This is a genomic window from Profundibacterium mesophilum KAUST100406-0324, from assembly GCF_009835145.1.
Taxonomy (GTDB): domain Bacteria; phylum Pseudomonadota; class Alphaproteobacteria; order Rhodobacterales; family Rhodobacteraceae; genus Profundibacterium; species Profundibacterium mesophilum.
In genome coordinates this window covers 141,851-163,632 of record NZ_APKE01000022.1, presented here as the reverse complement: position 1 = coordinate 163,632, position 21,782 = coordinate 141,851, and the positions used below count along the sequence as shown (strand labels likewise).

Sequence of the window (21,782 nt, the reverse complement as noted above, 5' to 3'; positions counted from 1 at the left end):
ATGCCGCGACCCTTTGCGGCAGCATCGACGCTCGGTCCGGATTTGAGGGCGCATGGCCTGCGGATCGGGGCAATCCTCTCCGATCCCGAGCGGCCCGATCCGGGTGCCATACGGCTGCTGAACCTGCTCGTCGAGGATCCACGCTTCGATCTGCTCTACATCGCGCAAGGCACACCGGCTGCGTCGCCGCGTCGGGTCACCCGCGCGATCCTGGCCGCCGAGCGGCGGATCATGGGTCTGAAAGCCGCGGCCCCGCCGCTCGATCCGCGTCTGCACGACATTCCCCGCCGATCGCCGGAGCCATGCGACGTTCTCGTTGATCTGAGCGGTGTCGCGGTTACGCCATCTCTCGCCGCCCTGTCGCGTTTCGGCCTGTGGCAACTCGATCTGCATGGCACGGGCTCGGGGCACCGTCCGTCGGTAACCGGGCAGATCATGTCACCCGTCCGCCTGCAAATGCACACATGCGCCCCCGGCCGCGCCGATTGCACCTGCGAGACGATCGCGCATGCCCGCTTCGACGTGAAGTTTCTCGCCAGTCGGAACGATGATCTGCTCCGTGAGAAATCGGTGCAGATCATCGTGAACGCGCTGCGCCATCTTGCACTCCACGATACGCCGCCCGCGCCTTTGCCGCCGTCCCCACTGCAGACGCACGGGGACAAGTCCCGCATGGGCTACCCGTTCCGTGTCGGCAGAGAGCTTCTGCGACGCGTCGAGCAGCGTGCCAAAGCCCGGCTCGGCCGGCGCCCCGGCGCCTTCACGCTGCGCCTGGCGCAAGGCGATCCCTTGGATTTCGACCCCGCCCGGGCGCGGGAAATCGCAATCCCGGGAAACCGGTACTGGGCCGACCCCTTCCTCTTTGCGCATGCGGGCGAGACGTATCTCTTCTTCGAGGATTACGACTACGGAACGCGGCGCGGGCATATCGGTGTCGGCCGGATCGAGGATGACGCCTTCATCGAGATCGGCCCGGCGATGACGGCGCCGCACCATCTGTCCTATCCGATGGTCTTTGCCCATGGGGGCGAGATCTACATGATGCCCGAGACGCATCAGACGGGCCGCGTCGAGGTGCACCGCGCCCTGTCCTTTCCCGATCGGTGGACGCTTTTCGCCACCGCGCTCGACGGGACCGGCGCGGTGGATAGCGGTCTTGTCGAGCATGAGGGACAATGGTGGCTCTTTACCAACCTGGCGAATGACCGGCACGGCGATTTCGGAAGCGAGCTCCATCTTTTCATGGTCGATGGTCCCGATCTGGGCAATCCTGTTCCCCATCCGCTCAATCCCGTGGTGGTCGGCTCCGACCGCGCCCGGGGAGGCGGGCGGATCTTCGCCCGCGATGGCCATCTGTATCGCTGCGCGCAGGACAACACCCATGGCACCTATGGATATGGCCTCAACATCATGCGGATCGAGGCGCTGACACCGACCGAGTATCGCGAGCACCGGGTTCGGCACCTGACCCCGGATTTCGCCCCCGGCCATATCGGCATCCACCATGTCGACGCGCTGGACGGGCTTGTGGTGTTCGACGCGCGCCGGGTGTGACCGGCTCAGGCCGCGGGCAGGACGAGAATGCCCTTCCGCAGGAACAGCGCCATGATGCCCACCCAGACGAGCGCCAGCAAGGCGACCGTCAGGCCGAGCCCTTGGGGCCCCGGCCAATCCGCGCGCAGCTCCCGCGTGGCTATGATCACGGCGATGCAGGCAAGGGTGAGGCCAGCCCCCGGGCGCATCGCGGCCAGCGCCGCGTGCGGGCCGAGACCAAGTTGACCCAGCATCGCGTGCAAGGCCAGCAAAGCGACGCAGAGCCCGGTCAGAAGCTGCGCGATCGCGGCCATCTCGCCCCCGTGCCGCCCCAGGACCAGCAGCGCGACTAGGAGGATCGCCGCCCCGATCGCCCTGATACGGAGCTGAACCCCGGGCCGACCGCTACAGATCATCGTCGGCTCGAGAAGGACCGAAAAGCTCTGGAAGCTGCGTGCGATGGCAAGGATCGAGACCACCCCCGCCGCTGCCAGCCAGGTTTCGTTGAAGAGAGTGAGGACGAGGTCGCGCGACAGGAGCGCGACGGAGGCCATGACGGGCCAGATGAGGGCCACCGAAAAGGAGATCGTCTCGTGCCAGGCCGCGCCCAGCCGCGACAGCTCTCCATTGCGTTCGAGCCGCGAGAACCGTGCCCAGGTCAGCATCATCAGCGGTTGTACCACCACGTCGGAGGCGGTCATCGCGATGCGCGCCCCGCCCCTGTAGGCGCCGACGGCGGCAGGATTGAGAAAGATCCCGAGCATCAGGTCGGCGCCGTAATTGGAGAACATCCCGACCGATGCCGTCGCCCAGAGCGGCAAGGCGGTGCGCAGGCTGCGGCGCGCGGTGCCGGGGACGCGCCTGAGGCGCGGCAGGCGCGGCGACAGGGCCGTGGTAAGCACCGCCGCCACCAGCACCGCGCCGTAGCGCGCGGCGATCAGGCTGCCGATACCCATCCCGTGGCGGAACCCCACGAGTGCGACACCGAGCGCAGAGGCCTCGGCGGCAAGCGTGTAGGCGCTCGCCGACCTGACGCGCCCGGATTGCACGAGGCGCGCCTCGTTCCACGCAGGCAGGCTCTGCAACGTGGGGATGGGGGCAATCGCGAGAAGCGCGGCGCCGACCGCGCCGGGGGCAAGGAGGCCCGCCCCGGCGATGATCGTGCTGCCGACCAGCCCGACGCCGAGCATCAGGTAGAAAAGCTGATCCATCTCGCGGTCCGCGTCGTCGCTGCGCAGGACCGCCTGGTAGAGGCCGGTGAAGACGAACGTGTTGGCCACCACCGCCGCGGCCCATGCCAGGGCGTAGGTGCCGAACGCGGTGAGGCCCAGGTAGCGCGAGGCGATCATCACCAGCACGAAGGCGATGATCTGGCTGCCGATCCGCGTGCCGACGCCAAGCAGGAACGGCGCGGAGAGGAATTTCTTCACGCCGCCGGGGCTCCCGGGGCCGGCTCGAACGCGATGCCCTCGGCGGCGAGCATGTCCGCCAGGCCGGTTACGAAACTGGCCTCGTCGAACTGGCGGGCGTGATCGCGAAGCGCCATCGGATCGAGATCCTCGAGCCCCTCGGCCTCGAACCGCGTGACCGCGTCGACGAGGCCCTCGACGCTCTGGTCGCGGAACAGAAGGCCCGTTTCGCCGTCTCGGACCGTATCGAGCGCGCCGCCACGCCCATAGGCTATGACCGGCCGGCCCGATGCCATCGCCTCGACGGGAACGATGCCGAAATCCTCCTCTCCGGGAAAGATCAGCGCCCGGCAGGCCGCGAGATGCTGCTTGAGCACGTCATAAGGGGCATGGCCGAGGAAGCGGATGGTGTCGCCGGCCTTGGCCGACAGCGCCCGCACGGTCCTGCCCGGTCCGCCGATCACCACGAGGGGCCGTTGCAGGCGGTTGAATGCCTCGATCGCGATGTCGGGCCGCTTGTAAGGCGCGAGCTCTCCGGCCCAGAGGTAGAAATCCCCCCGTGCTTCCGGCGCGACAGGGGCAAACTGATCGAGTGCGACCGGCGGGTGCACGACCGTCGATTCGCGGCGCCAGTATTTGCGGATGCGCGCCGCGACATGGTGCGAGTTGGCGGCGAAGGCATCGACGCGGGCCGCGCTCACCACGTCCCAGCTGCGCAGTTTCGCCGCGAGGGGCGGCATCAGCGTGCGGGTCAGGAGCCCGGCGCCGTTGCGGTAGGTGTGATACTGGTCCCACAGGTAGCGCATGGGTGAGTGGCAATAGCAAAGGTGAACCGCGTCGGGCGGCGCGATCACCCCCTTGGCCGGACCTGCCTCGGAGGAGATCACCAGGTCATAGCCGGCCAGGTCGATCTCTTCGAGCGCGCGCGGCATAAGCGGCAGGTAGCGCGTATAGAGCTTCGGTGCGAAGGGCAGGCGCCCGACCGAGGTGGTGGTGATCTTGTGGCGCCGGATCGCGGGGCTGACCTTGGCGGGAAGATAGGCATGGGTATAGATGTCGGCCTGCGGGAACATCCGGCACAGCGCCTCGAGCACCTGCTCGCCGCCGCGCATGCCCACCAGCCAGTAATGGATGATCGCGACCCGCAGCCCGGAGCTGGGACGCAGATCCCCCCGCGGCGCGTTCAAGGCCCCGCGCGTTTCAGCTTTCATAGGTGTAGCCCTTGGCGTTGGGGTCACTGCTGCGCCCCTGATCGAACTTGTTGAGGATGATCCCGTCGATGGGCAGGCGCATCTCCGCAAGACGCGCCAGGCCTTCGGAGACAGCCGCGCGCGGCGTGGCGTTCCAGGCCACGAGATAGACGCGGGTATCGACGACCTGCGCCAGGATCATCGCGTCGGAAACCGCCAGAAGCGCGGGTGCATCGATCAGCACCACGTCATAGACCCGCTTCAGCTCCTCGATCACCGGCTGCAGCCATGTCACCGAAAGCTCCTCGGCGGCGTCGGGGCGCGGACCCTTGGCGGCCAGCACGTCGAAGCCCAGATCGGGCGGAACGAAGATCGCGTCCGACAAGGTGGTGTCACCCTTGATGAAATCGGCGAAATCGTTCTCCATGCTCCAGCCGAACGCTTTTTGCAGGGTCGAGCGGCGCAGGTCGCAATCGATCACGATCACCGATTTCCCGGCCATGGCGGCCATCTCCGCGAGGGCCACGGTGGTGGTCGTCTTGCCCTCTCCGGGCGCGGAGGAGAGAACGAGGACGCTGCGCACGAGGTCGCGCCCGCCGCGCATCAGGAGCGCGGTGCGCAATTGCCTGATCCGCTCGCCATAGACCGTGTAGGGCGCCGCGCGCAACGCCTTGATGCCGCGTTTCATATCGCGCCAGCGTTCTGCGGGGATAAGGGCGAGCACCGGCAGGCCGGTTTCCGTCTCGATCTCCCGCGCGCTGCGGAAGGTGGTGGCGGTCATCTCGTTGAAGAAGACGAGGCCGGCCATCAGGCTGCCCCCGACGGCGGCGGCGAGGACGGCCATCAGCTTGGGGCGCGGGGCGGAGGGAGCCCCCGGAACGGTGGCACGCTCGATCATCTTGGCATCGGGCTGCTGGAGCTGTTTTTGCGTGCGTGTCTCGGTCACCCGCGTCAGCAGCGATTCGTAGGTCTGCCGCGCGGCGGCCGCCTCGCGCTCGAGTTGCCGCAGGCCGAGCGAATTGCGGGTGATTGACATCACGCGGTCCTCGGTCGTACCGATGCTGCCCTCGAGGCTCTGCTCGCGCAGCCGCGCGATCTCGAGCTCGGAGCGGCGCGTCTCGATCACCTTGTCGAGCTCGCGCGTGATGTCGCTCTCGATCTGGACCAGTTCCTTCGCGATCTCGGTCCGGCGCGGATGGTCGGGGTCATAGCTTTGTGCCCAGACCGCATCCTTCTGCCGCAAATCGAGCGCCTGCGCGCGCAGGGCCTCGATCGCCGGGGTGGTGACGATCCGCGCGGCCTGCTCTTTGCCCTCCTCGGCGATGACCTTCTCGAGCTGGTCGAGACGCGCCTCGGCCTCGACACGCGCCGAGCGGGCGGTGATGAGCTGACCGTTGAGGCTCGCGAGCTGCTGGCTGGCATTCTCGAGCGTGCCGCCATCCTTGAGCAGGCTGTCCGCGCTGAAATTGGCGACGGCCGCCTCGGCCTCCTCGACCTGGGCACGCAGATCGGTCAGGCGTTCCTCCAGCCAGTCCGTCGCCTGCCCGACGGCATCGCGCCGGGTATCGAGCTGAAGGGTGATGTAACGCTCGGCAAGTGTGTTCGCGAGCAGGGCCGCGACCTGCGGATCGCCCGCCTCGACGCGCACCACGATGACATAGGAATCGCCGTCGCTGAAGACCGACAGGTTGCGACGAACGGCCCGCACCAGGCGTTCCGTCCGCGCGGGGTCATCGAGATCGGCGGCGGGTAGGGGGCTGTCCTCGGCGGGGCGGCCGAGCAGGATGTTCAATCGCTCGGCGAGCCGCTCTCTCAGCGAGGGGGGCGCGAGCGCGGGATCGATCGGTGCGAGCGCCTCGGCGCCGATGGTGCGGATGGCATCCTCGATCAGAAGGTTCGAGCGCAGGACGGCGATCTCGCCGTTGACGATCTGCGAGGTCAGGTCGAGATCGGCCACGACCTTGTCCTGGGTGATGATGTCCGGGTTGCGCGGATCGAGGATCAGCTTGGCCTGCGCGGTATAGACGGGGGTCATCTGCGACACGGCGAACCAGGTCAACGCGCCCAGGGCGAGCATCACGCCGAGGATCGACCAGCGCCGCTTCCAGAAAGTGCGCAGCAGGCCGCGCAGGTCCACGGCGTCGGGATCGCCGCCGCCCGATCCGCCGGGGGGAAGGCGCCCGCCGATGAACGGGCCCGTTTCGTTCGGGAAGATCCTGCTGTTCATTCGCTCTTCCACCAATTGCCTCGCGCGGTGCGTTCTCGATCGCTCGCACCGTGCTCGCCGCCCATATCACTCGCCCCCCGCACCCGCCATGCGCCGGTATTGGCCGGCGCGCGGGGCCGCCTTCGACATCGTGCCGGTCCGGATGAGCCGCCAGTATTGCACATGACGGCAGGCTGCCGGAATACATGGCCCGAACTGAGGCATCCGCACGGCGATACTGTCTCCATTTCCGGGCCGGTTCGCCTCTGCTCGCCAAACTGTTTCCACATCACCGATGGAGGGGCAGCCTGTCTAGCGTTCCTGCTCGTGATGGAATCTCTGGCGCGCAATGGCTTCGTTGCGCTCGGCCCTTTGCTGATCGCGCAGGGCGTTCTCGACGAAATCGAGATGTGCGCGAACGGCTGCACCGGCGGCCTGCGGATCCCGGTCCTGCAACGCCATGTTGATCGCCCGGTGCTGGCCAAGAAGGGTCTCGCGCCGCGTCATCTGCTGGAACATCATCTGCCGGTTGTAGAAGACACCGGCGCGCAGCAGCTCGAACATCGATCGCATCATGTGCAGCATGACGACATTGTGGCTCGCCTCGATGATCGCCATGTGAAACTCGGCATCGAGCCGGGCCTCGCCATCGCTGTCGCGGCGCGCATGCGCGGTCTCCATTTTCGTGAAGATCGCGTCGACGACCTGCAGATCGGTGGCCGATGCGAGCCGGGCGGCCCGCTCGGCGGCAAGCGCCTCCATGTCGCGGCGGAAGGACAGGTAGTCGGACTTGGCCTCGTCATGCTCGGCGAACAGGCGCACGAGGGCGGGAGAGAAGGCAGAGCCGAGCACGTCGGCCACGTAAAGCCCGTCGCCCGCCCGGCTCACGAGCAGGCCGCCACGCGACAGCTCCGCAATCGCCTCGCGCAGGGACGGGCGGGAGACCCCGAGCCTCTCCGACAGGTCGCGTTCGGGCGGCAGGCGCTCGCCCGGCCGCAAGATGCCGCGCAGGACAAGCAGCTCGATCTGCCGCACGACTGATCGGGCGAGCTTTTCGGGATGGACTTTCTCGAAGGGCATGGAGGCGGTGGCTCGGATTGGGCTGCGCGGGACAATCTAGGCGCTGCGCCCCGCGGGGGCAATCGCAAAGCCCATGCCCTCGGGTCGTCCGTGGCCCGGCCGGGATGCGTTCGGCCTCCCCCGAACGGCGACGGCCGGCCCCGATGGAGCCGGCCGTCCCTTGTGTCGCATCCTGCGCGCAGGCGGCGCGCGGCCGATCAGTTCGTCGGGCGGATGACGATCTGCACGCGGCGGTTCTGCGCGCGGCCCTCGGCCGACAGGTTCGAGGCGATGGGCTGGTTCTCACCGTAACCGACGGCGCGCAGGCGTCCTTGCGAAACGCCGTTCGCGGCGAGGATCTGCGTGACCGACTGGGCGCGGCGCTGCGACAGGTCCTGGTTATAGGCGGCCGAACCGGTGTTGTCGGTGTGGCCCTGAACCTCGACGGCGGAGTTCGGGTAGCGGTTCAGGTTGGAGGCCAGAACGCGCAGGTCGCCCTGCAGGCCGGCGGAGACGCTGGCGCTGTCGGTGGCGAACAGGATGTCCTGCGGCATGCGCACGATCAGCTCGGAGCCGGTATTGACCACGTCGATGGAGCCGTTCGAGAAGTCGTCGCGCAGCTCAGCGGCCTGCTGGTCGAGAATGTTGCCGATGGCCGCGCCGCCGGCCGCGCCGATCGCCGCGCCGATGGCCGCGTTCTTCAGCCGGTCATTGCCGCTTTCCTTGGTGCCGCCGATGACGGCGCCAACGGCCGCGCCGGTCAGCGCGCCGGTGCGCGTGCGGTTGCGCTCGCCGGTCATCGGATCGGTGCAGGCGGTCAGGACAAGAAGGCCGGCGGTGCCGACCAGCATGGGGGTCTTGAGTGCGATCATGGTATCCTCGCTCGTCAATTATGCATATCTCCACCCCGCTATATAGAGCGGCTGCACGAAAGCCGCAGGGTCCCCTCGGAAAAGTGAGCGAAATAATGCCACCCGCCTTCACAGAGACGTGAGGGCCGATTCATGTGCGAGCATCGCCCGCTTGACCGGGAGTCCCCAATGATAGCCTCCGAGCGCACCGGAGGCGCGCAGGGCCCTGTGACAGGGAATGAGGTATCCGACCGGGTTGCGCCCCACGGCGGTTCCCACGGCGCGCACCGCCCGCGGGCTGCCGATCGCGCCGGCAATCTCGCCATAGGTGCTCACATGGCCCGAGGGAATCGCCATCAGCGCCTCCCAGACCTTGATCTGGAACGGCGCGCCGATCACGTGGAGGCGGGCGCCGCCATGCCCGCCCAGCGCCGCGGCGACGAGCGCGCCCACGCCCGCGTCATCGTGGCTGTATCGCGCCTCCGGCCAGCGGGCCCGCATCTGCGCGAGGGCCGTCTCATCGCCGATCTCCTCGGTAAAGGCCAACCCGCACAACCCGCGCGGGCTGGCAGTGCCCAGCATCCGTCCGAAGGGGCCCTCTGCCCAGCCGGTCCGCAAGGTCAGACCCGCCCCCCGCCGGGCGGCCGCGCCGGGGCTCATCGCCTCCCAGGTGACGAAGAGGTCGTGCAGCCGCCCGCTTCCCGACAGGCCGACCGCATCGGCGGTGCCCAGCGCCGTGAAACGCTCCTCGAGCAGGCGGCGCGCATGGCCGAGGCGCAGGTATTGCTGATACCGCATGGGCGAGATGCCGGCCCAGCGGCTGAAGAGCCTCTGGAAATGCGCGGCACTGAAATTCATCTCCGCCGCGATCTGCTCGAGCGGGACGGGGGGCGCGCCGGCTTCGCTCGCCGCGTCGAGGCTGGCGATCGCGCGGCGCACGATCTTCCAGTAATAGCCGTCTTCCTCGCCTTGCTGCGTCATGCCATGCACTCCCCTCATCACGGCAGGCTAGCGCGGCAAGGAGCGCCGGCGCGACCCGGTTCTTGCGCGATCATCGCCGCCGGGGCATACCGGCGCGATGACACGCGCCTTGCCCTATTCCGCGATCGCCGAGATCTTCTCTAGGTTCGAGGCGGCCGAGCCAGAGCCCAAGGGCGAGCTCCATCACGTGAACGCCTATACCCTCCTCGTGGCGGTGGCGCTCAGCGCGCAGGCGACCGATGCGGGGGTCAACCGCGCCACCGCGGGTCTTTTCGAGATCGCCGATACCCCGCGCAAGATGCTCGATCTGGGCGAGGAGGCGCTGACCGCCCATATCAAGTCGATCGGCCTTTACCGCAACAAGGCCCGCAACGTCATCAAGCTGAGCCGGATTCTCGAAGAGGATTATGGCGGCGAGGTGCCGTCAAGCCGCGCGGCCCTGCAATCGTTGCCCGGGGTGGGCCGCAAGACCGCCAATGTCGTTCTGAACATGTGGTGGGGCCATCCCTCGCAAGCGGTCGACACGCATATCTTCCGCGTCGGCAACCGCACCGGGATCGCGCCCGGTAAGGACGTGGCCGCGGTCGAGCGGGCGGTCGAGGACAACGTGCCGGCGCCCTACCAGCGCCACGCGCATCACTGGCTGATCCTGCACGGGCGCTATGTGTGTGTCGCGCGCAAGCCGAAATGCGGAGCCTGCCTGATCCGGGATCTCTGCGCATACGAGGACAAGACGGAATGAAGAAGTATCAGGTTGTCGGTATCGGCAACGCGATGGTCGACGTGCTGGCCACCTGCGACGAAGCCTTTCTCGCGGCCAACGGCATCGACAAGGGCATCATGCAGCTCATCGACATGGAACGGGCGGTCGCGCTTTACGACCGGATCGGACCGGCCAAGGAGATGAGCGGCGGCTCGGCGGCCAACACGATCGCCGGCATCGCCCACCTAGGCGGACGCTGCGCCTATGTCGGCAAGGTCAAGGACGACCAGCTCGGCGCGATCTTCGCGCATGACCTGCGCGCCCAGGGCGCCGATTACGAAACCGCGCGCGCCCCCCGCGATCACGAGGCCGAGACGGGACGCTGCATCGTCTTGGTCACGCCCGACGGCGAGCGGTCGATGAACACCTATCTGGGCGTGACGGAGTTCCTCTCGGAGGCCGATATCGACGAGGCGCAGATGCGCGAGGCAGAGTGGATCTATCTTGAGGGCTACCGTTTCGACGGCCCTGAAAGCCATGCGGCCTTCGCCAAGGCGATCGCGGCGGCGCGCGGCGCGGGCGGGCGCGTGTCCCTCACGCTCAGCGATCCCTTCTGCGTCGAGCGTCACCGCGAGGCGTTCCGCGCGATGATCGCCGAGCATGTCGATCTGCTGTTTTGCAACAGGGCCGAGCTTTTGGCGATGGAGCTGACCAAGGATTTCGGCGCGGCGCTCGAGGCGATGGCCGGGCAGGTCGAAACCCTCGTCTGCACCGATGGCCCGCAGGGCGCGCATGTGATGCATGGCGGCCAGAGGCAGCATGCCCCGGCACGCCCGGTGAAGGTCGTGGATGCGACCGGGGCGGGCGATCTCTTCGCCGGTGCGTTCCTGTGGGCGATATGCGAGGGGCATCCGCCGCAGCGCGCGGCGCGGATCGGCTGCATCGCGGCGAGCGAGGTGATCGGCCATGTCGGCGCCCGGGCCGAAACAGATCTCAACGCTCTGATCGCCGAGGAACTGTCGATCTGAAGGAAATGCGCCCCGGGGCCTGTCCGGGGCGCGAAAGCCGAGGGCCGCCGCGCGGATCGCGGCGCGGCCCGGCCGCGCGCCTATTCGGCCGCGAGCGGCACGATCAGCGGTTGCGGCCGGATCAGGACCTGCATCTCCCAGCCGCGCGCGTCCTGGCCAAGCGTGAACTCGGCGCCGATGGCCCGCGTCAGCGTCTCAAGGAGCGACATCCGCAGGGTCATCGGCGTCGAGGTCTCGGGACGGCTCGACCTGGACCCGGTGCCGCTCGGCAGATTGTCGCAGAAATGCTGCAATTCGGAGGGGACATCCTCGAGGGTGAGTTGTCCGCCCACGGCCAGCACCGAGATGCAGGCCAGGCCGCGTTCGCCGTCCAGCTCCATCCTGACCTGCGCACCGCGCACGTTCCGGTCGATGGCGGCCTGCAGCAGCGCCGACAGGATGTTCTTGGCCGCGCTGGGAATGGTGCAGACCTCGAGCACCGGCGGCGCGATCAGCTCGATCGACACGCCGCGTTTCTGGGCGTGCAGGTGTTCGAGAGAGATCGCCTCCTGCGCCATGTCGGCAAGGTCGAACACCTCGCTATCCTCGGCAAGCTGGCTGCGGGCCTGCGCATCCGACAGGTCGAGCACGGATTGCAGCGTCTGCAGCAGCTCGCGTCCCGAATCCCCGATGGTCGCGGCGAACCGGCGATAGCTGTCGTCGCCGACCGGGCCGATGGCCTCGGATTTCATCAGCTCGGCAAAGCCCAGGATGCGGGTGAGCGGCGTGCGGAAATCGTGCTTCATGCCCGCCAGGATCTGGAATTTCGAGCTGTGCTCATGGGCGATCTGCTTGCGTGCGAGTTCGGATGTGGTGAGCGAGCTGTCGAGGCGGGTGATGCATTCCTGCACGCTGCTCATCAACACGCCGGCGCTGTCGGTGTAGGTGGTCGGCAGGCGGGGCGTGCGGCCTTCGCGCAAGTAGCCATCGGCGGCTTGCGTCGCGGCGACCACGGGCGCCAGCAGGGCGTTCATCACGAACATCGTGCCGCCGGTGCCGACCAATGTCGCGACCAGCATCGCGGCAAGGACGTCGAGCTGTTCGGTGAAGGGGGTGGCATCGGCCAGAAGGGCATAGGCAACGGCACCGAACATGGGCACGTGCACACCGATGAAGCTGACAAGAAGGATCTTGCCTGAATAGCTGTGCGGCCAATTGCGCTTCGCCATGTATTCATAGATTTTCATGTCCGTCCTCGATCTGTGTCGGTCTTGCTTGAGCCTGAGGCTTTCTGCCCGATGAGGATCATTCTCAAAAAGTTTGAGACTATTTTCGGACCTTGCCCGGTCATGCCTGGAAAGCCGCACCTACTGTATCAACACGGCAACAGAGGTGCGCGGCGAGGCCGGCGGCAATCTCGCCGATCCGCAAACATGCCCCGGTTCCGCTGCAGCCGGGCGCCTTCGAGCCGGGGGGCGCTGTTCAGCCGAAGGCGACCTGCGGGGGTGCCGCTACTCGCCCAGCCGCGCATGCACCTCGGCGAGGTCGATCCCGCGCACCGGGGCGAGTTGCGATGGGCGCGTGAAATCATAGCCGAAGAGCTGGAAATCGAGATGATAGATTTCCCACATCAGATGCATCGACAGATCGTCGAAGAAATCTTCCACCGGATGCGCGCGGGGCGGGCCATGCCCTTCGGATTCGTTGAAGCGGGGGATCCGGGACAGATCGACCCGGTGCGGCGTGTCGATCGCATCCAGAACCGAGGCCATGCCCCCCGTGAAGCTTTCGGACCAGAAGATCCGGTCATACCGGCCGCCATTATGGATGAAGGTCGACAGATGCCCCGACATCGACGACCAGTGGATGTCGGGATCCATCGGCTTGCGCCAGCGGATCGTGTCCCTGACGAAAAGCAAGAAGCGCCTGAAACTGGCGATCTGATCGAACGGGGCGGTTCCGTCCTCGCCCCCCACGTCCACGCCGTATCGCTGCACGAGGAGCGGCACCAGCTTGCCGCGATACCGCCGTCCGTTGCGTTGAATGCCGCAGATCTTGTCGAAAAAGGAGCTCAGCACCCTCGCATAGGGATTGCGCACGCAGCTGAAGGCATAGGTCTCGTGACCCTTGACCGCCCGCTCGATCAGGGGGCGGCTCGCCGGCTGGCCCCATTTGTGCAGGCCCTCCGACGCATCGTGGATATCGCCGTCGTAGAAGCGTCCGTGATCGCTGTAATGCAGGATTTGGCCGATGGTCGAGCAGGCGCATTTCGGAACCACCCTGTAAAGAACGCTTTCGCTCTCGGTCATCCAGGTTCCAGGAAACCCCATCGGCCGCGGCCCTCCCATAGGCAGTCCCGCGGATGCCGCGGGGTCAGCGTTGAAAAAAGCAAAACTCTCCTGTCAATACAATGGCTGTTCGCGGTAAGAACGGCCAAGGGCAAGACAGCGCAGAGGCAAATCGGGCGGCGCATCCATGGCACAGATCGCCTATATCCTTCTGGCGCACAAGGACCCCGATGCGGTTATCGCGCAGGTGCGCGATCTCGTCTCGTCGGGCGATTCCGTCGCTCTTCATTATGACGCCTGCGCCCCCCGCGCCGAGATGAGGAAGCTGCGCGCGGCGCTGGGCCGGGCGCCGAATGTCGTGCTGGTCAAGCCGCGGCGCTGCGGCTGGGGCGACTGGAGTCTCGTCGCCGCGAGCCTGACGGCGATGCACACGGCGCTGGCGCGGTTTCCCAGATGCACGCATCTCTACCTGATTTCCGGCGACTGCATGCCGATCAAGCCCGCCCATACAATCCACCGCGCTCTCGATGCCGCCGATGTCGATCACATCGAGAGCTTCGACTATTTCGAGAGCGGATGGATCAAGACGGGCTTTCGCGACGAGCGTCTCATCTACCGCCACTACTTCAACGAGCGCCGCCGCAAGTGGTTCTTCTACCGGTCGATCGACCTGCAGAAGGCGCTGGGCCTGAAGCGGGCGGTCCCGCTCGATCTGACGATGATGATCGGCAGCCAGTGGTGGTGCCTGCGCCGCACGACCGCCGAGGCGCTGCTCGATTTCTGCGCTCGGCGCCCCGACGTGATGCGCTTCTTCCGCACCACCTGGATCCCCGACGAGATCTTCTTCCAGACCCTCGTGCGCCATCTCGTGCCGCGCACGCAGATCAGCAACCGCGCCCCGACCTTCCTCGCCTTTTCCGAATACGGGATGCCGGCAACTTTCTACGACGATCATTACGAATTCCTGCGCGGACAGGATTTTCTCTTCGCCCGCAAGATCAGTGCCGAGGCAGGGGTGCTTAAACGGCGTCTCGCCGCACTCTACGCGGCGCGGGACGAGGTGGTGGCGCTGTCCGGCCACGGGCGGCAGCTCTACCGGTTCATGACGGGGCAGGGGCGGATCGGTCAGCGGTTCGCCCCGCGCTTCTGGGAGACCGAATCGAGCCTCGGGCGCGAGCGCGAACTGCTGATCGTGATCTGCCGGAAATGGCATGTCGCACAGCGCCTGCGCGAGCGCATCGACCGGCAGGCCGGCATTCCGAGCGTCGGCTTCGTCTTCGACGAGGAACATGCCGCGCTGCCCGATCTCGGCGGAATCGAGAACGGCATGGCCAAGCGCACCCGCCATCGCCGCGCGCTCCTGCGTATGCTGTTCGAGCGGTTCGGCAGCGACCGCATGGTGATCTGTCTCGATCCGGCCAATATCGAGCTGCTGCGCGACTTCGATGCGGACCGCTCCTCCGTCAGGATGCTCGAGATCGAGTGCAGTTTCGGCGATGACGACCTGCTGGGTCATGCGCGGCGGATCGGCCTTGCCGGCGGCACGCAGGAGGGGGGCGATCTTCTCGATCTGATCGGGGCGCTGCGGCGGAAGATGTTCGGCGAGAGCGATGCGATAAGGGATGCGCAGTTCCGCTCGATCAGCGTGCTGCGCGAGGCCGCGAGCGGGGCCGAGAATGCTACCGCCCTCGCCGCCTTTCTGGGATTGCCGCTCTCCGATTGCCGGGCCATCCTCGCCGAAGGCACCCTTTTCGACGATTGAGGAGACTTCCCTTGCACCCAGCCTATGACGATCAGAACATCTTCGCCAAGATCCTGCGCGGCGAGATCCCGAACGACACCGTCATGGAAAGCGAGCACACGCTCGCCTTCAACGATATCGCTCCGCAGGCGCCGGTCCACGTGCTGGTCATCCCGCGCAAGCCGTATCTCGATCAGGACGACTTCTTCGCGCATGCCTCCGCCGAGGAGATCGTCGACTTCGCACGGCTGGTGGCCGAGATCTGCAAGCAGAAGAACCTCTCGCCGGGCGCTGAGGGGAGCGGTTACCGCACGATCACGAATGCCGGCAAGGACGGGATCCAGGAAGTCCCGCATTACCATCTCCATATTCTCGGCGGGCGCCGTCTTGGCAGGATGCTGGCCGTCGCCGAGTGACGGGCCTGCCGCGGCGGCGCGGGGCGCGGCCGGGCCGGATGGCCTAGCTGGCCTCGCCGCGCGCCGGCGCGGTCTCGCGATCCCCGTCACTGCCACCGCTGCTGTTGCGCGCACCGTCGCTGTCGTCACTGCCCTCCTCGCCCTTTCGGCGTGACGCGCGGCCGCCCGCGATCGCATCGGCAATGCGGCGCGCTTCCGGATCGCGGCCCGAGGACGGCCAGCCTTCGCGCTGGGCGCTCCGGTCACCATCGGTCGCTTCGGTCTGGTCATGAAAAAGGACCATCCGCGTCGGATAGGGCAGATCGACGCCGCCGTCGTTGAGCGCGTTGTAGACGGTTCGGATGACGCGCCCCCAGGTCTGGACCACGTCGCCGCGTGCGGGCGCGGTCCACCAGCGCAGGCGCACGGTATTGCCGTCGGCATCCATGCCCCACGGGATCGCCTCGGGCGCGGGATCGGCAAGCACGCCCTCGCAGCCCGAGGCCGTCTCGACGATCAGCTTGCAGGCCGCCTCGAGATCGTCCGAGCAGCCGATCAGGATGTCATATTGCGAGCGGCGCTTGTCGAAGGCGGTGTTGACGATGACGGCATCGGTGTAGATGTCGGAATTGGGGATCACCACGCGGCGCCCGTCATAGGTCCTGATCAGGGTGGCGCGGGTCTCGATCCGCTCCACGGTGCCTTCATGCCCGCCCGAGACGATCTGATCGCCCACCTCGAATGGTTGGCGCAGCAGGATCAGGATGCCCGCCAGCAGGTTCTGCAGGATGTCCTTGAATGCGAAGCCGATCGCGACCGAGCCGATGCCGAGCCCGGCAAAGAGATCGGCCGGCGTGACCGAGGGCGCGACGATCGTCACCGCCAGCATCAGGCCGACGATGAACACCGTCCAGCGCAAGAGCGAGCCTCCCACCTCGCCGAGATTCTCCCGGTCGCGCCGCGCGCCGGAGCGCGTGACGACGCGGCCGAGCCACAGGGCAAGGAACCAGGAGAGCACCAGGAGCACGAGCGCGATGCCGATATTCGGCAGGAGGCGGAAGAAGCCATCGACCCAAGCGTCGATCTTGTCGAAGATATTCCCGACATCCGCATCGACCTGTTCCATGTGTTCGCTCTCCTTGACCTGATGGCGGGCAAACCCGCCGGTACCAATCGGGTTCCGAAGGGCGCGGGGCCGCGAATGCGCGAGAGGGCGCGGAACGGGCCGGTAAACCGGCCGCGGCGAGCGGGTATCGGCACCCGAACGGAGGCGAGGCCGGTCAGGGGCGCAGGGGACCGGAGCCGGACAAGAACAGCGTCAGGCCCGTGCCTCAGCGCGCGGCGCGGGTCATCTGCAGGAACACGTCCTCGAGATTGGGCTGCTCGATGCTGACATCGCTGATCCCGACACCGGCATCGCGCAGGGCCGCGAGGATCGCGTCGGGCGAGGTCGCCGAACGCGCATAGGTGAAGGCCAGGAGGCCGCCCGCGCGCTGCTCCATGCTCACCCCATCGGGCAGGGGCAACGATTGCGGCACGGCGCTCGCCGGCTCGATCACCAGCGTCTTGCTGTCCATGCGGTTCACGAGGTTGCGCGTCTTGTCACGCACGAGGACGCGGCCGCTGTCGATGATCGCGATCTCGTCGCACATTTCCTCGGCTTCCTCGAGGTAATGCGTGGTCAGGATGATGGTCATGCCATCGGCGTTGAGTTGGCGCACGTTCTTCCACAGCATCTGGCGCAGTTCGATATCCACCCCGGCGGTCGGCTCGTCGAGCACGAGGATCTGCGGGCGGTGCACCAGCGCCTTGCCGAGCAGCAGGCGCCGCTGCATGCCCCCCGAAAGGGTCCGCGCATAGGCCTCTGCCTTGTCCGTGAGGCCGATCATCTCGAGGATCTCGTCGGTGCGGCGCTCGCTCTTGGGCACACCGTAGAGCCCTGCCTGCACGTCGAGCGCACCGCGCGGCGTGAAGAACGGGTCCATGTTCAGCTCCTGCGGCATCACCCCGATCGCGGCGCGCGACTGGCGCGGGTTGATGTCCTGATCGAAGCCCCAGATGGTGACCTGCCCCTCGGTCTTGACCACGAGCCCGGCGAGGATGTTGATCAGCGTGGACTTGCCGGCGCCGTTCGGGCCGAGCAGCCCGAAGATCGAGCCTTGCGGAATCTCCAGGTCGATGCCGCTCAACGCCTCCTTGGCGCTTTCGCCGCGCCTGGCCGCGTAGACCTTGCGCAGCCCCTCGATCCTGATTGCCTCATCGCCCATGTTCCGGTCCCATTCGCACCTTGTCCGCAGGTTGCGGATCGCTATCATCCGCACCGACCTAGAGCCTGCCTCGCCGCGGGACAAGTTGAAGGAACAATCGCATGTCCGAGAAGCCCGTCGACCTCGAAGGCGATCTGCCGCCCACCGGCGTGCCCGGCGCGCCAGAAACCGAAACCGTCAGCCAGACCCGCGTCGCCTGCGACGGGGGCGAGGGAGCCCTGGGCCATCCGCGCGTCTGGCTTCAGATACCAGAGGCGCGCGGCTGGGTGGAATGCGGTTATTGCGACAAGCGCTTCGTGCTGGAGGGAGCGCCAGACCCGGCCCATGGCGCGCATTTCGACAAGAGCGTCGGGCATTCCGACGAGGCCTGATCCAGCGCGGCCGCGGCAGTGCCCCCTTGCCAACCATGCCCCGGACGCGACGGGGGCTTGTCCGTGCGATTGCCACGGCGCATAGCCCCGGCGGATGCCGCGCGTCCGCGATCCCACTGAGAACGGAGACGATCCCATGACATTCGGCAAGGGCCATCACCTGCATCTGGTCGACGGATCGGCCTTCATCTTCCGGGCCTATCATGCGCTGCCGCCCCTGACGCGCAAATCCGACGGATTGCCGATCGGGGCCGTGTCGGGCTTCGTCAACATGCTGTGGAAGATGATCGAGGACAATCGCGGCCCCGACGCGCCGACCCATGCGGCGGTGGTCTTCGACAAGGGCAGCCACACGTTCCGCAACGACATGTACGATCTTTACAAGGCCAATCGCGATGCCATGCCCGAGGATCTGCGCCCCCAGATTCCGCTGACGCGCGAGGCGACGCGCGCCTTCAACATCGCCTGCCTCGAGCAGGAGGGATTCGAGGCCGATGACATCATCGCCACGCTGGCCTGCCGCGCGCGCGATGCCGGCGGCCGGGTGACGATCATCAGCTCGGACAAGGATCTCATGCAGCTTGTCGGCGACGGCGTGGTGATGTTCGACGCGATGAAGAACACCACGATCGACCGCGAAGGGGTCGAGGCTAAGTTCGGCGTGGGACCCGAGCGGGTGGTCGACGTGCAGGCGCTTGCCGGGGATTCGGTGGATAACGTGCCGGGCGCGCCCGGGATCGGGATCAAGACGGCGGCGCTTCTGATCAACGAGTATGGCTCGCTCGACGCGCTCCTGGAGCGTGCGGGCGAGATCAAGCAGCCCAAGCGCCGGCAGACCCTGATCGAGCATGCCGAGCAGATCCGCCTGTCAAAGCGGCTTGTCCAGCTCGATTGCGAAATGGATCTCGGGTACGATCTCGACACGCTGGACGTGAGGGCCCCGGTCGCCGACGAGCTCCTGGGCTTCCTGTCGCGGATGGAGCTGCGCACGATCACCAGGCGGGTGGCCGACATGCTCGGGGCCGACGCGCCCGAGGCTTCCGCCGCTCCCGCCCCCGCGGCGGCGCAGGGGCAGGCGGCCGAAACGGTGCCCTTCCCCGAGACCTACGAGCGGGTCGGCGACGTGGCGGCGCTGGAGCGCTGGATCGGCAGGGCGCGCGCGGTGGGCCATGTCGCCGTGGATACCGAGACGACGTCGCTGAGCGAGATGCGCGCCGATCTTGTCGGCATCTCGCTCGCGGTCCTGCCCGGCGAGGCATGCTACATCCCCCTGCGCCATCGCGGCGTTCAGAGCGGCGATCTGTTCAACAGTGACGATCTCGCCGAGGGGCAGATCGATTTCGACGAGGCGCTGGCGCTGCTGCGGCCCATGCTGGAGGATCCGGCGATCCTCAAGATCGGCCAGAACATGAAATACGATGCCAAGATCCTCGCGAGACATGGCATCGACGTGGCGCCGATCGACGACACGATGCTCATGTCCTACGCGATGCATGGCGGGCTGCACGGGCACGGGATGGATGTGCTGAGCGAGCGGTATCTCGGCCATGTGCCCATTCCGATCAAACCCCTTCTGGGCAGCGGCAAGTCGGCGATCACCTTCGACCGGGTTCCGATCGAGGATGCGGTCCGGTATGCGGCCGAGGATGCCGACATCACCCTGCGCCTGTGGCATGCCTTCAAGCCGCAATTGCACCGCCACCGCGTCACCCGTGTCTACGAGACGCTGGAGCGGCCCCTGGTGCCGGTCCTGCGCGAGATGGAGCTTGCGGGGGTGAAGGTGGATCGCGGGACGCTCAGCCGCATGTCGGGGGCCTTCGCGCAGAAGATGGCCGGGCTCGAGGAGGAGATCAGGACCCTCGCCGGCGAGGATTTCAAGGTCTCCAGCCCCAAGCAGCTCGGCGAGATCCTCTTCGACAGGCTGGGGTTGCCGGGGGGCAAGAAGGGCAAGACCGGCGCCTATGGCACCGGCGCCGACATCCTTGAGGATCTCGCGACCGAGCACGAGCTTCCCGGCAAGGTGCTCGACTGGCGGCAGCTCTCGAAGCTGAAATCGACCTATACCGACGCATTGCAGGAGCATATCCATCCTGAGACAGGCCGGGTGCATACCAGCTACTCGATCGCCGGGGCGGTGACGGGGCGCCTTGCCTCCACCGATCCCAACCTGCAGAACATCCCGATCCGCTCGGAGGAGGGGCGCCGTATCCGCGAGGCGTTCGTGGCCGAGGAGGGACATTGCCTCGTCGCGCTCGACTACAGCCAGATCGAGCTGCGCATCCTCGCCCATGTCGCCGATATTCCCGAGCTCAAGACCGCCTTCGCCGAAGGGATCGACATTCATTCGCTGACGGCTTCGGAAATGTTCGACGTGCCCCTCGAGGAGATGACCCCCGAGATCCGGCGACAGGCGAAGGCGATCAATTTCGGGGTGATCTATGGCATCTCGGGCTTCGGCCTGGCGCGCAACCTGCGCATTCCGCGTGCCGAGGCGCAGGGGTTCATCGACCGGTATTTCGAGCGGTTCCCGGGGATCCGCGACTACATGGACGAGACCGTGCGCTTCGCCAAGGAAAACGGCCATGTCGAGACCCTCTTCGGCCGCCGGATCAACACGCCCGAGATCGGGGCGAAGGGGCCGCAGGCCGGTTTCGCCAGGCGTGCGGCCATCAACGCCCCGATCCAGGGAACGGCGGCCGATGTCATCCGCCGCGCCATGATCCGCATGCCAGCCGCGATCGAGGGGATGCCGGCACGGATGCTTCTGCAGGTGCATGACGAATTGCTGTTCGAAGTGTCGAAGGGCGCGGAGGCGCCGTTGATCGCAGCGGCCCGCACGGTGATGGAGGGGGCCGCCGATCCGGTGGTCCGCTTGTCGGTCCCGCTCACGGTCGAGGCGGGAACGGGCGAGAACTGGGCCGCGGCGCATTGATCGGCGGTCTGACGGCACCGGCCTCGCGGTCCAGGGCGCCCGCCGGAACATTTCGGGGGGCGGCAGGTATTTGAGCGAAGATGAAGGGCAGGGCGCTCAGAGACCCTTGCGTGTCTCGCGGTCGACGCGTTTGCGGAAGGTCACGACGCGGTAGAGATACCACAGGACAATGATGCCGATCACCGCGTTCGAAACCGGGTTCAGCCAGCCCTGAACCTGCTCGTATTGCCCCTGCAGCAGGTATCCCGCCCCGGCGAGGATGCTGGTCCAGATCAGCGTTCCGGCGGCGGAATAGATCACGAGGCGGGTGAGGGACATCCCCGAGAGGCCGGCGGGCACCGAGATCAGGGTGCGCACCGCCGGTACCAGCCGTCCGGCGAAGACGGCCTTGTTGCCGTGGCGGTCGAACCAGGCATCGGCCTTCTCGACATCGCCGGGGGTCATGGTCAGAAGCCGGCCATGCTTGCCCGCCCAGCTCTTGAGCCGGTCCTTGCCGACCCAGACCCCGACATAGAACCACATGATTGCGCCGGCGAGCGAGCCGATCGACCCGGCGATGATGGCCAGGATGATGTTCATGTCTCCGCGCGCCGCCGAGAAACCGGCAAGGGGCATGATCAGCTCGGAGGGGATGGGCGGAAAGACGTTCTCGGCGAACATCAGGAGCATGACGCCGAGATAGCCGCTCTGTTCAACGAGCTGTGTGATCCAATCGAACATGAGATGGCCTTTCCTTACCGTGCGGTTGGCAACGTCACGAAAGGCGCGAGGGTTGCATGGAACTTGGGGGCGGCGGATGTCGGCGGGGCATCGATGCGCGCCTGAGTGCTGAAGGCGGTGCCCCTTGGC

18 protein-coding genes are annotated in these 21,782 nt (G+C 67.0%); 7 read left to right on the top strand and 11 right to left on the bottom strand.

Annotation, left to right across the window (positions count from 1 at the left end; translation table 11 throughout):
* Entirely contained in the window at positions 1–1,554 is a 1,554-nt protein-coding gene (locus tag PMES_RS09670) for a glucosamine inositolphosphorylceramide transferase family protein (RefSeq protein WP_159965504.1), read from the top strand.
* 5 nt (positions 1,555–1,559) lie between these two features.
* Here the strand turns inward: PMES_RS09670 and PMES_RS09665 are convergent, their stop codons facing one another.
* The 6 genes from PMES_RS09665 to PMES_RS09640 form a co-directional block, all read right to left on the bottom strand.
* Positions 1,560–2,963, bottom strand: a complete 1,404-nt coding sequence (locus PMES_RS09665; RefSeq protein WP_236549762.1) for an oligosaccharide flippase family protein — start codon at positions 2,961–2,963, stop codon at positions 1,560–1,562.
* Positions 2,960–4,153 (bottom strand): glycosyltransferase, encoded by a 1,194-nt coding sequence (locus PMES_RS09660; RefSeq protein ID WP_201288985.1) that lies wholly within the window; start codon positions 4,151–4,153, stop codon positions 2,960–2,962. Before PMES_RS09660 ends, PMES_RS09665 begins: the two co-directional genes overlap by 4 nt.
* Entirely contained in the window at positions 4,143–6,359 is a 2,217-nt protein-coding gene (locus PMES_RS09655) for a GumC family protein (protein ID WP_159965503.1), read from the bottom strand. Before PMES_RS09655 ends, PMES_RS09660 begins: the two co-directional genes overlap by 11 nt.
* A 291-nt stretch (positions 6,360–6,650) precedes the next feature.
* Complete coding sequence (locus PMES_RS09650; RefSeq protein ID WP_159965502.1) at positions 6,651–7,418, bottom strand: FadR/GntR family transcriptional regulator; 768 nt, start codon at positions 7,416–7,418, stop codon at positions 6,651–6,653.
* A 197-nt stretch (positions 7,419–7,615) separates the two neighbouring features.
* The gene (locus PMES_RS09645) at positions 7,616–8,269 is read right to left on the bottom strand and encodes a YiaD family glycine zipper/OmpA-like lipoprotein (protein WP_159965501.1); all 654 of its coding nucleotides are present in this window, start codon (positions 8,267–8,269) and stop codon (positions 7,616–7,618) included.
* Between the two features lie 108 nt (positions 8,270–8,377).
* On the bottom strand, positions 8,378–9,229 hold the full coding sequence (locus tag PMES_RS09640; RefSeq protein ID WP_159965500.1) for a methylated-DNA--[protein]-cysteine S-methyltransferase: 852 nt from the start codon (positions 9,227–9,229) through the stop codon (positions 8,378–8,380).
* 97 nt (positions 9,230–9,326) lie between these two features.
* Between PMES_RS09640 and nth the strand changes: the two genes are divergently transcribed.
* Both nth and PMES_RS09630 read left to right on the top strand, forming a co-directional pair.
* The gene (gene nth, locus PMES_RS09635; protein ID WP_159965499.1) at positions 9,327–9,971 is read left to right on the top strand and encodes an endonuclease III; all 645 of its coding nucleotides are present in this window, start codon (positions 9,327–9,329) and stop codon (positions 9,969–9,971) included.
* Positions 9,968–10,960 carry an adenosine kinase gene (locus PMES_RS09630; RefSeq protein WP_159965498.1) on the top strand — a complete coding sequence of 331 codons (993 nt, stop codon included), beginning with the start codon at positions 9,968–9,970 and terminating at the stop codon, positions 10,958–10,960. Before nth ends, PMES_RS09630 begins: the two co-directional genes overlap by 4 nt.
* Before the next feature lie 80 nt (positions 10,961–11,040).
* Here the strand turns inward: PMES_RS09630 and PMES_RS09625 are convergent, their stop codons facing one another.
* On the bottom strand, positions 11,041–12,186 hold the full coding sequence (locus PMES_RS09625) for a sensor histidine kinase (RefSeq protein WP_159965497.1): 1,146 nt from the start codon (positions 12,184–12,186) through the stop codon (positions 11,041–11,043).
* 264 nt (positions 12,187–12,450) lie between these two features.
* Positions 12,451–13,269: a sulfotransferase family protein gene (locus tag PMES_RS09620; RefSeq protein WP_159965496.1), complete on the bottom strand. Its 819-nt coding sequence runs from the start codon at positions 13,267–13,269 to the stop codon at positions 12,451–12,453.
* A 145-nt stretch (positions 13,270–13,414) separates the two neighbouring features.
* Between PMES_RS09620 and PMES_RS09615 the strand changes: the two genes are divergently transcribed.
* The gene (locus PMES_RS09615) at positions 13,415–14,989 is read left to right on the top strand and encodes a DUF5928 domain-containing protein (RefSeq protein ID WP_159965495.1); all 1,575 of its coding nucleotides are present in this window, start codon (positions 13,415–13,417) and stop codon (positions 14,987–14,989) included.
* 11 nt (positions 14,990–15,000) lie between these two features.
* Entirely contained in the window at positions 15,001–15,384 is a 384-nt protein-coding gene (locus PMES_RS09610) for an HIT domain-containing protein (RefSeq protein ID WP_159965494.1), read from the top strand.
* 43 nt (positions 15,385–15,427) lie between these two features.
* Here the strand turns inward: PMES_RS09610 and PMES_RS09605 are convergent, their stop codons facing one another.
* Both PMES_RS09605 and PMES_RS09600 read right to left on the bottom strand, forming a co-directional pair.
* Positions 15,428–16,489, bottom strand: coding sequence for a mechanosensitive ion channel family protein (locus PMES_RS09605; RefSeq protein WP_159965493.1), 1,062 nt, complete (start codon positions 16,487–16,489; stop codon positions 15,428–15,430).
* A gap of 205 nt (positions 16,490–16,694) precedes the next feature.
* The gene (locus PMES_RS09600) at positions 16,695–17,630 is read right to left on the bottom strand and encodes an ABC transporter ATP-binding protein (protein WP_159965492.1); all 936 of its coding nucleotides are present in this window, start codon (positions 17,628–17,630) and stop codon (positions 16,695–16,697) included.
* A 149-nt stretch (positions 17,631–17,779) separates the two neighbouring features.
* On the opposite strand from PMES_RS09600, the gene PMES_RS09595 reads away from it, so the two are divergent.
* The gene (locus tag PMES_RS09595) at positions 17,780–18,001 is read left to right on the top strand and encodes a zinc-finger domain-containing protein (protein ID WP_236549769.1); all 222 of its coding nucleotides are present in this window, start codon (positions 17,780–17,782) and stop codon (positions 17,999–18,001) included.
* A 136-nt stretch (positions 18,002–18,137) separates the two neighbouring features.
* Positions 18,138–20,933 (top strand): DNA polymerase I, encoded by a 2,796-nt coding sequence (gene polA, locus PMES_RS09590; RefSeq protein WP_159965490.1) that lies wholly within the window; start codon positions 18,138–18,140, stop codon positions 20,931–20,933.
* A gap of 96 nt (positions 20,934–21,029) precedes the next feature.
* Here polA and PMES_RS09585 read toward each other — a convergent pair whose 3' ends face one another.
* Positions 21,030–21,653: a DedA family protein gene (locus PMES_RS09585; protein WP_159965489.1), complete on the bottom strand. Its 624-nt coding sequence runs from the start codon at positions 21,651–21,653 to the stop codon at positions 21,030–21,032.
* Between the last annotated feature and the right edge of the window lie 129 nt (positions 21,654–21,782).

What these genes read in the sequence shown, in the direction of transcription:
- PMES_RS09645 (WP_159965501.1), bottom strand. Translation starts at nt 8,269, where the DNA reads ATGATCGCACTCAAGACCCCCATGCTGGTCGGCACCGCCGGCCTTCTT.
- PMES_RS09600 (WP_159965492.1), bottom strand. Translation starts at nt 17,630, where the DNA reads ATGGGCGATGAGGCAATCAGGATCGAGGGGCTGCGCAAGGTCTACGCG.
- PMES_RS09615 (WP_159965495.1), top strand. Translation starts at nt 13,415, where the DNA reads ATGGCACAGATCGCCTATATCCTTCTGGCGCACAAGGACCCCGATGCG.
- PMES_RS09640 (WP_159965500.1), bottom strand. Translation starts at nt 9,229, where the DNA reads ATGACGCAGCAAGGCGAGGAAGACGGCTATTACTGGAAGATCGTGCGC.
- PMES_RS09620 (WP_159965496.1), bottom strand. Translation starts at nt 13,269, where the DNA reads ATGGGGTTTCCTGGAACCTGGATGACCGAGAGCGAAAGCGTTCTTTAC.
- PMES_RS09670 (WP_159965504.1), top strand. Translation starts at nt 1, where the DNA reads ATGCCGCGACCCTTTGCGGCAGCATCGACGCTCGGTCCGGATTTGAGG.
- PMES_RS09585 (WP_159965489.1), bottom strand. Translation starts at nt 21,653, where the DNA reads ATGTTCGATTGGATCACACAGCTCGTTGAACAGAGCGGCTATCTCGGC.
- PMES_RS09655 (WP_159965503.1), bottom strand. Translation starts at nt 6,359, where the DNA reads ATGAACAGCAGGATCTTCCCGAACGAAACGGGCCCGTTCATCGGCGGG.
- nth (WP_159965499.1), top strand. Translation starts at nt 9,327, where the DNA reads ATGACACGCGCCTTGCCCTATTCCGCGATCGCCGAGATCTTCTCTAGG.
- PMES_RS09650 (WP_159965502.1), bottom strand. Translation starts at nt 7,418, where the DNA reads ATGCCCTTCGAGAAAGTCCATCCCGAAAAGCTCGCCCGATCAGTCGTG.
- PMES_RS09660 (WP_201288985.1), bottom strand. Translation starts at nt 4,153, where the DNA reads ATGAAAGCTGAAACGCGCGGGGCCTTGAACGCGCCGCGGGGGGATCTG.
- PMES_RS09630 (WP_159965498.1), top strand. Translation starts at nt 9,968, where the DNA reads ATGAAGAAGTATCAGGTTGTCGGTATCGGCAACGCGATGGTCGACGTG.
- PMES_RS09605 (WP_159965493.1), bottom strand. Translation starts at nt 16,489, where the DNA reads ATGGAACAGGTCGATGCGGATGTCGGGAATATCTTCGACAAGATCGAC.
- PMES_RS09625 (WP_159965497.1), bottom strand. Translation starts at nt 12,186, where the DNA reads ATGAAAATCTATGAATACATGGCGAAGCGCAATTGGCCGCACAGCTAT.
- polA (WP_159965490.1), top strand. Translation starts at nt 18,138, where the DNA reads ATGACATTCGGCAAGGGCCATCACCTGCATCTGGTCGACGGATCGGCC.